The organism is Nocardia sp. NPDC006630, from assembly GCF_040611495.1.
Lineage (GTDB): Bacteria > Actinomycetota > Actinomycetes > Mycobacteriales > Mycobacteriaceae > Nocardia.
On the sequence record NZ_JBEXOK010000018.1, the window covers coordinates 120102 to 132545 of the forward strand.

Annotated in this window: 11 protein-coding genes; 7 read left to right on the forward strand and 4 right to left on the reverse strand. The window is 65.9% G+C overall.

The annotated features are described in order from the left end of the window. Nucleotides 1-5: 5 nt before the first annotated feature. Genes ABZX86_RS37780 through ABZX86_RS37800 form a run of 5 tightly spaced genes read left to right on the forward strand, consistent with a single transcriptional unit; the run spans nucleotide 6 to nucleotide 6490 of the window. Entirely contained in the window at nucleotides 6-2021 is a 2016-nt protein-coding gene (locus ABZX86_RS37780; protein ID WP_355130864.1) for an acetyl/propionyl/methylcrotonyl-CoA carboxylase subunit alpha, read from the forward strand. Beyond that, nucleotides 2018-3178 (forward strand): acyl-CoA dehydrogenase family protein, encoded by a 1161-nt coding sequence (locus ABZX86_RS37785; RefSeq protein WP_327142304.1) that lies wholly within the window; start codon nucleotides 2018-2020, stop codon nucleotides 3176-3178. Before ABZX86_RS37780 ends, ABZX86_RS37785 begins: the two co-directional genes overlap by 4 nt. Next, nucleotides 3175-3711 carry a MaoC family dehydratase gene (locus ABZX86_RS37790; RefSeq protein ID WP_355130866.1) on the forward strand — a complete coding sequence of 179 codons (537 nt, stop codon included), beginning with the start codon at nucleotides 3175-3177 and terminating at the stop codon, nucleotides 3709-3711. Before ABZX86_RS37785 ends, ABZX86_RS37790 begins: the two co-directional genes overlap by 4 nt. After that, nucleotides 3708-4541 (forward strand): CoA ester lyase, encoded by an 834-nt coding sequence (locus tag ABZX86_RS37795; RefSeq protein ID WP_355130868.1) that lies wholly within the window; start codon nucleotides 3708-3710, stop codon nucleotides 4539-4541. The genes ABZX86_RS37790 and ABZX86_RS37795 overlap by 4 nt, the downstream gene beginning before the upstream one ends. Nucleotides 4542-4552: 11 nt before the next feature. After that, nucleotides 4553-6490: an acetoacetate--CoA ligase gene (locus ABZX86_RS37800; RefSeq protein ID WP_355130870.1), complete on the forward strand. Its 1938-nt coding sequence runs from the start codon at nucleotides 4553-4555 to the stop codon at nucleotides 6488-6490. Between the two features lie 20 nt (nucleotides 6491-6510). Here the strand turns inward: ABZX86_RS37800 and ABZX86_RS37805 are convergent, their stop codons facing one another. The 4 genes from ABZX86_RS37805 to ABZX86_RS37820 form a co-directional block, all read right to left on the reverse strand. Beyond that, the gene (locus ABZX86_RS37805) at nucleotides 6511-6936 is read right to left on the reverse strand and encodes a DUF4254 domain-containing protein (RefSeq protein ID WP_355130872.1); all 426 of its coding nucleotides are present in this window, start codon (nucleotides 6934-6936) and stop codon (nucleotides 6511-6513) included. A gap of 163 nt (nucleotides 6937-7099) precedes the next feature. Next, on the reverse strand, nucleotides 7100-8110 hold the full coding sequence (gene add / locus ABZX86_RS37810; RefSeq protein ID WP_355130874.1) for an adenosine deaminase: 1011 nt from the start codon (nucleotides 8108-8110) through the stop codon (nucleotides 7100-7102). Further along, a complete protein-coding gene (locus ABZX86_RS37815; RefSeq protein WP_355130876.1) occupies nucleotides 8107-9159 on the reverse strand; it encodes a 2-oxoglutarate and iron-dependent oxygenase domain-containing protein in 1053 nt (350 codons plus the stop codon). Before ABZX86_RS37815 ends, add begins: the two co-directional genes overlap by 4 nt. A 16-nt stretch (nucleotides 9160-9175) precedes the next feature. Beyond that, nucleotides 9176-10591 carry a cytosine permease gene (locus tag ABZX86_RS37820; protein ID WP_355130878.1) on the reverse strand — a complete coding sequence of 472 codons (1416 nt, stop codon included), beginning with the start codon at nucleotides 10589-10591 and terminating at the stop codon, nucleotides 9176-9178. Nucleotides 10592-10732: 141 nt separating this feature from the next. Here ABZX86_RS37820 and ABZX86_RS37825 point away from each other — a divergent pair, with 141 nt between their 5' ends. Both ABZX86_RS37825 and ABZX86_RS37830 read left to right on the forward strand, forming a co-directional pair. Beyond that, on the forward strand, nucleotides 10733-11329 hold the full coding sequence (locus ABZX86_RS37825; protein ID WP_355130880.1) for an XRE family transcriptional regulator: 597 nt from the start codon (nucleotides 10733-10735) through the stop codon (nucleotides 11327-11329). A 91-nt stretch (nucleotides 11330-11420) separates the two neighbouring features. After that, nucleotides 11421-12299, forward strand: coding sequence for a DUF559 domain-containing protein (locus tag ABZX86_RS37830; RefSeq protein WP_355130882.1), 879 nt, complete (start codon nucleotides 11421-11423; stop codon nucleotides 12297-12299). Nucleotides 12300-12444: the final 145 nt, after the last annotated feature.

Genomic DNA, 12444 nt, shown 5'->3' on the forward strand with positions numbered 1-12444 from the left:
TCGAGATGATGAACAAAGCACACCCCGTCGCCTTCGATACGGTGCTGGTCGCCAATCGCGGTGAGATCGCCGTGCGGGTCATTCGCACCCTGCGCGCCATGGGAATTCGCTCGGTCGCTGTGTACAGCGATGCCGATGTGCATGCCCGCCACGTGCACGAGGCGGATGTCGCCGTACGCCTCGGACCCGCCCCCGCCCGCGAGTCCTACCTGGATATCGCCAAGGTCGTCGATGCGGCCGAGCGCTCCGGCGCACAGGCCGTGCACCCGGGATACGGCTTCCTGTCGGAGAATCCGGCCTTCGCCGCGGCACTGGAGCAGGCGGGCATCGTCTTCCTCGGCCCGCCGACCCGGGCCATCGAGGTCATGGGCGATAAGATCACCGCCAAGAACGCGGTCGCGGCCTACGGTGTCCCCGTGGTGCCCGGTATCGCGCGGCCCGGTCTCACCGATGCCGAATTGATCGAGGCGGCAACGGATATCGGCTATCCCGTACTGGTCAAGCCGTCCGCCGGCGGCGGCGGTAAGGGCATGCGGCGGGTGGAAGATCCGGTCCTGCTCCCCGAGGCGCTGGCCAGCGCCCGCCGCGAGGCCGCCTCGGCCTTCGGCGACGACACCCTCTTCCTGGAGCGATTCGTCAACCGCCCCAGGCATATCGAGGTCCAGATCCTGGCCGACGAATTCGGCCAGGTGCTGCACCTGGGCGAGCGCGAATGCAGCCTGCAGCGCCGGCACCAGAAGGTGATCGAGGAAGCGCCCTCGCCGCTGCTGGACGCGAAGACTCGCGCCCGGATCGGCGCGGCCGCCTGCAATACCGCGCGCAGTGTCGATTACGTCGGCGCGGGCACCGTCGAATTCATCGTCTCCGCCGATACGCCCGATGAGTTCTTCTTCATGGAGATGAATACCCGGCTGCAGGTGGAACATCCGGTGACCGAGCTGGTCACCGGCGTGGATCTGGTGGAATGCCAGGTCCGCATTGCCGCCGGGCAGAAGCTGGCGGTCAGCCAGGAGGACATCAAGCTCACCGGGCACGCTGTCGAAGCTCGCGTCTATGCCGAGGACCCGGGTCGCGGCTTCCTGCCGACCGGCGGCACCGTGCTGGCGCTGTCCGAGCCGGAAGGCAAAGGCGTGCGGGTCGATTCGGGCCTGCGGGCCGGAACCGTCGTCGGCGCCGATTACGACCCGATGCTGTCCAAGGTCATCGCCTACGCCCCGGACCGCGCCGCCGCGATCACGAAACTGGATGCGGCGCTGCGCGATACCCAGATCCTGGGCGTGCGAGCCAATATCGACTTCCTGCGCTTCCTGCTCGCCGATCGCGACGTGCGCGCCGGGCAGCTGGATACCGGCCTACTGGACCGCCGCGCCGTCGACTTCGTCCCCGCGCCGGTCACCGATGCGCAATTCATCGCCGCGGCAACCGATCTGTGGCTGCGCCGGTGGCCGAGCGCCTCGAACGATCCGTGGACGATACCGAGCGGCTGGCGGGTCGGACAGCATGTGGCCACGGTATTCCGGCTGATCGGCGGTGACCGCACCGTGCATGTCGCGCTGTCCGGAACGCCGGAGCAGGGCGCGGTCCGGCTGGACGACGGTGAAAAGTCCTCGCTCACAGCCGAAGCCGATGCCGACGGCTTGACCATGACCGTGGCCGGTCTGCGCGGCCGCTACCGTGTCGCCGCCGCCGACGGTCAGCTGTGGGTCGCCGACGCCACCGGCGTCGCACAGCTCCGCGAGGTCGCCGATGCCGATACTCGCGGCGGCGGCGAACACGTGGGTGATGCCGAGATCACCAGCCCCATGCCGGGTTCCGTCATCGCGGTGCCCGCACTCGCCGGCGCCGAGGTCGCCGCCGGCACCCCGATCGTGATCGTGGAGGCCATGAAAATGGAGCACACGCTCACCGCACCCATCGCGGGTCGTGTCGAACTACTCGTCGAACCCGGCGCCCAGGTCAAGCTCGAGCAGCTGCTGGCCCGCATCATCACCGCTGATTCCCAGGAGAGCAACGCGTCATGACCGACTTCCTGTCCACCGGAACCCTGCCGGACGAGTACCGCGAACTGGCGCTCACCGTCCGCGACTTCGCCAATCAGGTGGTGGCCCCCGTCGCCGCCAAACACGATGCCGAACACAGCTTCCCGTACGAGGTGATCGCGGGCATGGCGGATATGGGCCTGTTCGGCCTGCCGTTCCCGGAGGAGTTCGGCGGTATGGGCGGGGATTACTTCGCACTGTGCCTGGCTCTCGAGGAGCTCGGCAAGATCGATCAGAGCGTGGCCATCACCCTGGAGGCCGGAGTCTCCCTGGGCGCCATGCCGATCTACCGCTTCGGCAATGACAAGCAGAAGCAGGAGTGGCTGCCGCTGCTCGCGAGCGGGCGCGCCCTGGGCGCCTTCGGTCTCACCGAACCCGGCGCCGGCAGCGATGCGGGCGGCACCCGCACCACCGCCGTGCAGGACGGGGACAGCTGGATCATCAACGGCAGCAAGCAGTTCATCACCAACTCCGGCACCGATATCACCCGCCTGGTGACCGTCACCGCCGTGACCGGGCAGGCCGACGGCAAGAAGGAGATCTCGACGATCATCGTGCCCGCCGACACCCCCGGTTTCGTGGCCGAACCCGCGTACAACAAGGTCGGCTGGAATGCCTCGGACACCCATCCGCTGAGCTTCACCGATGTGCGGGTGCCGAGTGAGAACCTGCTCGGCGAACGCGGTCGCGGCTATGCCAACTTCCTGCGCATTCTCGACGAGGGCCGCATTGCCATCGCCGCCCTCTCGGTCGGCGCGGCGCAGGGCTGTGTCGACGAGAGTGTCCGGTACGCCAAGGACCGCGAGGCCTTCGGCCGTCCCATCGGCAGCAATCAGGCCATTGCCTTCAAGATCGCCCGCATGGAGGTGCGCGCCCATATGGCCCGCACCGCCTACTACGACGCGGCGGCGCTCATGCTCTCCGGCAAACCGTTCAAGAAGCAGGCCTCGATCGCCAAACTCGTCGCCAGCGAGGCCGCCATGGACAATGCTCGGGACGCCACCCAGATTTTCGGTGGTTATGGCTTCATGAACGAATATGCTGTGGCGCGGCACTATCGCGACAGCAAGATCCTGGAGATCGGCGAGGGCACCACGGAGGTGCAGTTGATGCTTATCGGGCGGGAATTGGGCCTGTGACCACTGAGCCCGTGCCGGAAGCGGCCGCTACCCGGGAGGTCCGGCGGGTTGTGCAGCGCGGCCTCTGGTTCGAGGAGTTCGAGACCGGGGTGGTGTACGAGCACCGGCCCGGCCGCACCATTACCGAAGCCGACAATGTGCTGTTCACGACGCTCACCATGAATACCCAGGCCATGCATCTGGATGCGGCGTTCGCGCAGACGCAGGCGCCGTTCCATCAGCGGCTGGTGAACTCCATGTTCACGCTCTCGACGCTGGTCGGGCTGTCGGTCGCGCAGCTGACCCAGGGCACCATCGTGGGCAATCTCGGCTTCTCCGAAATCGCCTTTCCCAAACCGCTTTTCCACGGTGACACGCTGTACGCGGAGACGGTGATCACCGATCTCCGGGAATCCAAGAGCCGCCTGGGGGAGGGCATAGTGACATTCGCGCACACCGGCCGCAATCAGCACGGGGATGTGGTGGTGACCGCCGTCCGCAAGACCCTGGTGCGCAAGCGGCCCGCCGACGGCTCGGATGCGGGGCAGGCATGAGCTGGGATATGCCCGGTCCGGCGTGGCTGTTCTGTCCCGCCGATCGACCGGAGCGCTTCGAAAAGGCCGCTGTCGCAGCCGATGTGGTGATCATCGATCTGGAAGACGGTGTGGCGGAGGCTGATAAGCCTGCCGCCCGCGCGGCGCTCATCGCCAATCCGCAGGATCCGGAGAAGACCGTGATCCGGGTGAACGCGGCGGGCACCGTCGAGCACATGCTCGATCTGGACGCGCTGCTGCGTACCGAATACCGGCGGCTCATGCTGCCGAAATGTGAATCTGCCGAACAGATTACGCGGATGGCCGACTATGAGGTGATCGCGCTCATCGAATCACCGCTCGGCGCCATGGCGGTCGGTCGGGCGGTCATGGTGCGCAATGCCATCGGCGTCATGTGGGGCGCGGAGGATCTGGTGGCGGCGCTCGGCGGCAATTCGAGCAGGCACGCCCACGGCGGTTATCGCGATGTGGCGCTGCATGTGCGGTCGCAATCACTGCTGGCGGCCAAGGCGTACGGCAAGTTCGCGCTCGATTCGGTATTCCTGAATATCGCCGATCTCGAAGGCCTGGCGGAAGAATCGCTGGATGCGGTATCCATCGGCTTCGACGCCAAGGTGGCCATCCATCCGAGTCAGGTGCCGGTGATCCGGCGGGCCTATGCTCCGGTGGCGAAGGAAGTCGACTGGGCGCAAAGACTTTTGGCGGAGGTGCCGAACCATCGGGGTGTCTTCACCTTCGAGGGCCGGATGGTGGATATGCCGGTCATCCGGCATGCCGAGCGGATCGTGACGCGGGCGCAGATCGCCGGCAGCACCGGATTCGCGTCGTAGGAGGTAGTGCGGTGGAACCACAGTGGGTGCCGACCGAGGCGGATATCGCCGGGGCGCGGATCACCGATTTCGCGGAATTCGTGGCCAAGCGCACAGGGGAGTCCGTACCGGACTACCAGTCGCTCTGGCAGTGGTCCGTGGACAATCTGGCAAGCTTCTGGGGTGCGCTCTGGGACTATTTCGACCTGGGCGAGCGGTCCGGTGGGGTGCTCTACTCGACCGAGATGCCCGGCACGAAGTGGTTTCCGGCCGTCCAACTGAACTATGTGGACCAGATCGCCCGCCACGCCCGCACCGACCGGCCCGCCATCCTCGGCATCGACGAGGACGGCAGCATCGACGAGATCTCCTGGGCCGAACTCATCGGTACCACAGTGGCTTTCGCGGATACCCTGCGTGGGTTGGGCGTCGGCCCCGGTGATCGGGTCGCCGGATATCTCCCGAACATTCCGCAGACCGTGATCGCCTTCCTGGCCACCGCGAGCCTCGGCGCCGTCTGGAGTGCCTGTGGTCAGGACTATTCCGCGCAGGCCGCCCTCGATCGCCTGGGCCAATTGGCGCCGAAGGTCCTGGTCACCGCCGACGGCTACCGTTTCGGCGGCAAGGTGCACGATAAGACCGCCGATATCGAGGCGCTGCGGGCCGGACTTCCGAGCCTGGTCGCGACGGTGCTGGTTTCCCGTCTGGGCGGGTCGCTGCCGGATGTCATCGCCTGGGACAGCTTGCAACCCGTCGAGCACGCGACCGAAATACCAACCGTTCCTGTCGATTTCGAGCACCCACTCTGGGTGCTGTACTCCTCCGGTACCACCGGCAAGCCCAAGGGCATTGTGCACGGACACGGGGGAGTGCTCCTGGAGCATCTCAAATCCGTTGGCCTGCAATCCGATATCGGCCGTGACGACACCTTCCTCTGGTACACCAGTCCCAGCTGGATGATGTGGAACTTCCAGGTCGCGGGCCTGCTGACCGGCGCGACCATTGTCACCTACGACGGCAGCCCGTCCGCGCCGACTCCGGATGCGCTGTGGGCCATCGCCGCTCGTGTCGGGGCCACGGTGGTCGGCACCAGCCCCGGCTATGTGCTCGCCTGCATCAAGGCGGATGTCGTACCGCGGCGCGATCATGATCTGTCGGCGCTGCGACTGATCGGCATCACCGGCTCTTCGCTGCCCCCGTCGTCGTCACTCTGGTTGCGCGACAATGTGGGTGAGCACATTCCGGTCGCCTCCATCAGCGGCGGTACGGATGTGGTCTCGGCCTTCATCGGTGGTGTCCGCACCGTCCCTGTCTGGCCCGGCGAACTCTCCGCCCCCTATCTCGGTGTGGCGCTGGACTCCTGGGACGAGACCGGCCACCCCGTCCGCGGTGAGGTGGGCGAACTGGTCATCACCAAACCCATGCCCTCCATGCCCGTCAGCTTCTGGGACGATCCGGACGGATCCCGTTACCACGACGCGTATTTCGATATGTTCCCCGGCGTCTGGCGGCACGGCGACTGGATCACCATCAACGACCACGGCAGCATCACCGTGCACGGCCGCTCCGATTCCACGCTGAACCGGCACGGTATCCGCATGGGCAGCGCCGATATCTACCAGGCCGTGGAGGCCCTTCCCGAAGTCGCCGAGGCCCTGGTACTCGGCGTAGAACTTCCCGAGGGCCGCTACTGGATGCCGCTGTTCATCGTGCCCGCGCCCGGCCTGGAGCTCACCGACGAGGTGAAGCAGCGCATCAACAGCGCCATCCGCGCCGAGGTCTCACCGCGCCACGTCCCCGACGAAATCATCTCCGCCCCAGGCATTCCGCACACCCGTACCGGTAAGAAACTCGAGGTGCCCTTGAAGAAACTCTTCCAGGGCGCGGACCTGTCCCGCGTGGTGGCGCGCACAGCGGTGGACGACCCCTCACTACTGGACTGGTACGCACAACACCGGCCCCCGAGCTGATTCAATGGCAACCCGGCAGTTCAGTGACCGCCGGGCAGCCGGCGGCGTCCGGTACACACCTCGGACGCCAAATCCTCATAGCCGATAGCCAATTCGGCAAGACTTTCCCAAGCGACGGTCAATTCCCGACCCGAGGAATGCGCGAGAGCAGCATAGGCATGCGCTGTCAACTGCGCCAGCCGATCGATTACTGCGCCGAGTGTCTCGGTATGCACGCGCGCCGCACCGTGCGACGGTGGTAGGCGCGAGGTCACCCAGCAATCAATAGTGTGCACCAAATCGTTTCGCAGACTATCGAGTTCGGCACAAACCTCCGGTGCCGCCGCCATCCGCCGCCCATGCAGCTCGGTCAACTCATGCGCCGCGCTAAGTACCGGATGCCCCGGATAACTCGTCCCCCGACAGGCCAGCAAAACCTGCCTCTTACTCGGAAGCGCTTCCAGCATAACCCCGCTCCTCTACCGCTAATGCGATTTCAGAGCACCCTATTCCCCTCAAATGACGAGAACGTAACCACAACTCCAACACGCGATTTCATCACCCGTGAACCGATGTCGGGTGCTTGTGCAATGCCCCCGCTATTGGCCGGTATACGCCTGTTCTGCATGGTCAGGTGCGGGTGAGCTGCCGTTGCACCCGGGTACGCAGTGCGGATTTGTCGGAATCATCCAGCCAACAGCCTTCGACCGCATTGAGAGTGAAGGTCAGCAGTTGGTCGGTGTCGTATCCCAGGGTGCGGTGCAGGACTTCGAAGTCGTTGGTGGGGTTGGTGCCGAACATCGGCGGGTCGTCGGAATCGATGGTGACTCGGAGGCCGGCCTCGACCATGGCCGCGATCTTTTCGTGTTTGCCATTGCCGCTGCCGGAGTAGCGCCCGATATCGGAACTCACCGGGGTGCAGGTGAAGACGATGCCCTCCGCTCGGCAACGGTCGGTGATGCGCGGGCTGTCGACAACGTGATAGCCGTGGTCGACCCGGGTGCAGCCGAGGACATCGAGGAGGATTTCGATATTCGGAGTCGGCCCGGATTCCGAGTGGGCGGTGCGATTCAGGCCCGCTTTACCGGCCAGTCGGTACGCCTCATGGAAAAGCTCCGGCGGACCGTGGACTTCGGCGTAATCCAGGCCGATGCCGACCACCTCATCACAGTGGTATTCGATCACCTGGCGCACCAGTTCTACGGCGGCCGCCGGGGTGTCCTCGCGATTGATGGCCACAATGATGCGGCTGCCGATTCCGGTGTCCTGCTCCGCCTCTCGCATTCCGGCGCGCACACCGTCGAGCAGAACCCGATAGTCGGCGCCAGGGTGCGCGGGCGGGCTGACGAAGATTTCGCGATACAGCACACCGTGTTTCGAGCCCAGCTCGGTCAGGGACTCGTAGGTGATGCGGCGGAAGTCGTCGGCATCACGGACGACCTGCCCGACCATGTCGTACACCCGGAGGAATTCATCGAGATCGACATGGCTGTCGATGTCGTACAGGTCCTGCGCCGTTCGCCCGCCCGGCATCGGCACCCCGTGCTTGCGGGCCAGTGCGGCCACGGTCTCGGGCAGCACCGAACCGGTGAGATGGCAGTGCAGGCTGACCTTCGGCAGCTCACGGAAGGGAATGCTCATGCGCGATCTCCGGACTGCTCGGCCGCCGCGAGGACGCGGGCGGCTTCGCGTGTCGCCTTGGTATTGGGTTGTCCGGCACGGGAACCCGCGAGTTTGGCGCGTATATGATCTGCGACCGTCACCGGCTCGTACTTGCTGCCGTCGCCGACACACGAGGGCAGCGTTTCGATGAGAGCGTCGATATTGCCGTCGTGGAAGTAGGCGGCGCTGCGACGCCGCTGGATGGCGCCGTCCACAATGGGCGGCTTCACCCGGTGCAGGGTGGAGAGCCAGCGCTCATTGGTCCACCGGGCCATCAAATCACCGAGATTCACCAGTAGCGCGCCGTCTGCGGGCTGGACATCGTGCCAACTGCCGTCCGCGCCGAGCACCTGAAGACCCGGCGCCTGATCGGCCCACAGCACGGTGACTATGCCGTAGTCGGTGTGCTCACCCATGCCGGTGAGATCGCCGTCGAGATCGATCGTGCCCGGCGGCAGCGCGTAGTTGTTCATCCGCAGCACATCGAGGGAATGATCGGTGTAGTCCCCGAAGTAGCCCGCCGGCAGTTCGAGCGCGTCCGCGAAGGCGAGGGTCAGGGTGCGGGCGACCCGTGCGGCCTCCGCGAAATACGCCTGCACCGGCGCCTGGAACTGCGGAACCTGCTGCGGCCACAGGTTTTCCGCGTAGTCATCGGCTGGCAGTTCCAGCCCTGGATAGTCAGCGGTCGAGGCCCCGATATTGAAGGCCTCGAAGAAGTCGTTCATCCGGGTCGCCGATTCCACGCCGAGACTCAAGCTCAGGCTTTCACTCTTGGGCGGTGAATAGCCCCGATTGATCGCCGGTGGTGTGCGGTATTGCTTCTTCGAATCCAGATCGAGCGCGAAGAAGGCGTCCAGCGCGGCGGCGAATCCGTCGATCACCGGCTGCGGCACCGCATGTCCGGTGATCTGCATGAAACCGACTGTGCGAGCGGCCTCGTCGAGCTGCCGCGCCACCTCGCGACGAGCGCTCGCGTCCCCGCCACTCACATAGGGCGTGATGTCGATGATCGGTACGTGGAATTCCACGAGTCTTCCTTCCTCTTCAGTGCGTGGAAACGGCTGGACTGAACTGGGATTCGGCAATGACGCCGCGGCGAGCGGTCAGGTAGTACGCGAGCCCGCCGACCAGCAGCCCGGCCGGAACGCTCAAATCCGCACCGCCGCAAAGGTTTGCAATGGGTCCGGCGAACACCGAGGTATTTATGCAGCACAGCGCCGCGACCATGCCCGCGATCTGGGCCAGTACACCCGGCAGATGCAGCCCGCCGCGCCGCACATAGCGGCCACCCGATTCACCGAGCGAATCCAGGTCGTAGCGGCCACGGCGGAAGAAGTAGTCGACGACGAAGATCGCCGACCAGGGTGCGAACCAGACGATCATGAACAGCAGGAAGTTGCTGACGAAGGTATTGAAGTCCGAGGAGAACACCACGATCGCCCCGACGGCTGCGCAGATCACCCCATCCAGCACCACCGCCTGCCAGCGCCCGATGCGTAGTCCGATGGCCTGCAGGGTGACCCCGGACGAGTACAGATCGATGGCGTTCAACGAGATCATCTGCGCGATAACCAGAATCAGATACGGCGCCAGGAACCACCCCGGGTACACGCTCGGCAGCCCGCTGATCGGATCGGACGCCTGCTCGGTGAGCATTGCCACCCCGACACCCAGCAGCATGAGCAGCGCCTGCGGTACCGCGCCGCCGATGGTCACCGCGGCCACCACCCTCCGGCGCGGGGTGGCGGTCGGCAGATAGCGCGAGAAGTCGGTGGCATTGGGCGTCCAGCCGAGCCCGCTGGCGCTGGCGGCCAGGGCGACTCCGCCGAGGAAGGCCGACCAACCGGCGGGGTGCCCGACGGTGATATTGAGCTTGTCGGCGGTGAGCCAGGCCATGATGAGGAACAGCGCCGCGAACGGGATCACCAGCATATTCAGCACCCGGGTGATGGCGGCGTGGCCGAGACTCGGCAGCAGGCTCTGTGCGACCGAGAATGCCACCAGCAATACGACTTTCGTGCTGTCGGAGACGTGCACGCCGGCCATGTCCAGCAGTGCCGAGCCCGCCAGCACCAGGATCACCAGATCCAGTACCTCGTATCCGATCTGCTGTAGCCAATTGCAGAAAGCGATGGGCCGCATGCCGTTCCGGCCGAAAGCCGCTCGGCTGACCGCGAAGGTGGTGGTGCCCGCCGCCGGGCCCGGCAGGCTCGCCAATCCGGCGAGTGCCCAGGTGGCGGTGCCGATGGCGACCGCCGCCAGCGCCTGCCACACATTCAGGCCGATGGCGACGAGCAGGGTGCCGTACACCACCACCTGCACATTGAGAATGACTCCACTCCACATGAGCCCGAGCTGCCGGACCGTACCGGTGCGCTCGACTTCCGGGATGTGATCGATGCCGCGCTGTTCGACCAGACGGGTGGTGGTGGCAGGCGGATCGCCTTCGAGGACCGACAACGGGCACGCTCCGAGTAAAGCAGGGGTGATAAGTGACAGCAGTCAGATTGGCCTATTTGTGTGGCCATAACGTTCACCCGCGTCACGAACATGTAAATGCCCGCGCGCGTCCCGTAACCGCGATCGGGCACACTGGCCTGTGTGAACGAGATACCGGAGGCAACTCGCGAACCGGACGAGCCGGGCCTGGCCAAGCTGGTCGGCGGCGTGGTCCGCGACCTGCGTGAGAAGTCCGGACTGTCTATGCGAGAACTCGCCAAGCGCGCGGGCATCAGCCAGCCCTTCCTCAGCCAGATCGAACGCGGCGTCAGCGCACCCTCGATGATCACCACCTATCGCCTGGCCTCCGCCCTCGATGTCACCCCCGGCGATTTGCTGCCCGCCCCGGTGACGGACCGCGTCACGGTGGTCCGCGCCGACGAGGGCCTGCGCCTCCCGGTGGCCGATCGCGCGGACGCCGCCGTGGGCCGTGCCCTGCACATGCGCCCCAACAGCCCGCTGGAGGTCATCGAATACCTGGTGGAGCCAGGCCAATTCATCGGCGGCTGGTTCGAATCGACGGGAGTCACCGGCGTCTACGTCGTCTCCGGCCACCTGGACGTCGAACTCGTCGGCGCGGGCAAAATCCGCCTGGGCCCCCGCGACTTCGTGAACTTCCCCTCCACCATGCGCGACCGCTGGCACCTCGTCGACGACGAGCCCGCCCACGTCCTCCTGGTCATCGCCCAACCCAGTTAGCCCGAACCCGCCGAATTCTCGATCCCGAAGTTATCCACAGGGGCGGCTGTGGAGAGCCATTCTCTGCGCAGGCTGGCGTATTAGTTGGGGCATGGGGGTTTTGGAGGAGGACCCTTTTCCAGGGTCATGGGCGGTGGCGGCGGGGCTGGTTTCCTCGTGGGCGCTGCGGGACGAATTCGTCCGGGTCTTTCCAGATGTGTATCTGCGGAAGGGGTGTGTGCTCAGTGCTGCGGGGCGGGCCCGGGCCGCAGCGCACTGGGCGAAGGGCGAGGGTGTGCTCGTGGGGCTGTCTGCTGCCGCATTGCACGGAACCCGATGGCTCGACGATGACGAGCCCGCTGAACTGGCAAGGGCCGGACACCGCCGCGGGCCACGGGGCATCCGCGTGGTGCGGGACGCTATCGAACCGTCGGAATGCTGTGCGGTCGAAGGATTCCGGGTGACGACTCCGGCACGGACCGCGTTCGACATCGGGCGGCGGCTGCCACGCGATCGGGCGGTACCGATCCTCGATGCGCTCTGTGCCGCCACCGGGACCGATTCCGGCGATATCGCCGCGGTGGCCCGCCGGCATCCCGGGTTGCGCGGAATCCGGCGATTGGCGGCGATCATTCCGCTGGTGGACGGCGGAGCCGAATCGCCACCGGAGTCGCTCACCCGACTCCTTCTCGTCGATGACGGATTGCCCGCTCCCGCTATACAACTGGTGGTGCGCGATGAGTACGGGGGCTTCGTGGCGCGCCTCGATATGGGTTGGAAGGATTGGCGCGTCGCAGTCGAATACGACGGAGCCCAGCACTGGACCGACCCAGCCCAGCGCACGAAGGACATCGATCGCCTGGCAATCCTGGATTCCCTGGGCTGGAAGGTAATCAGAGTCAGCGCCACCCTCCTCCACCAGCACCCACACCTCATTCTCGATCGAGTCCGCGCCGCCCTTCACCTCCAAGGAGCCGACATCCACAGCTAATCCCTCGCCTCGCATCCGACTTCTTCATCGAGAGGGCTCTCACGGTGGCGACACGCCGATCCAGAACTGCGGATGCGGCCGAATATCGCGCAGCGCAAGCGCATCCACGAGCACCTGCTCCGGCTCACCGCCGTCCGTCGGCATG

Bases quoted from the DNA above. Each gene is read 5' to 3' on its own strand.
- ABZX86_RS37780 (WP_355130864.1), top strand. From the start codon at position 6: ATGATGAACAAAGCACACCCCGTCGCCTTCGATACGGTGCTGGTCGCC.
- ABZX86_RS37785 (WP_327142304.1), top strand. From the start codon at position 2,018: ATGACCGACTTCCTGTCCACCGGAACCCTGCCGGACGAGTACCGCGAA.
- ABZX86_RS37795 (WP_355130868.1), top strand. From the start codon at position 3,708: ATGAGCTGGGATATGCCCGGTCCGGCGTGGCTGTTCTGTCCCGCCGAT.
- ABZX86_RS37805 (WP_355130872.1), bottom strand. From the start codon at position 6,936: ATGCTGGAAGCGCTTCCGAGTAAGAGGCAGGTTTTGCTGGCCTGTCGG.
- add (WP_355130874.1), bottom strand. From the start codon at position 8,110: ATGAGCATTCCCTTCCGTGAGCTGCCGAAGGTCAGCCTGCACTGCCAT.
- ABZX86_RS37830 (WP_355130882.1), top strand. From the start codon at position 11,421: ATGGGGGTTTTGGAGGAGGACCCTTTTCCAGGGTCATGGGCGGTGGCG.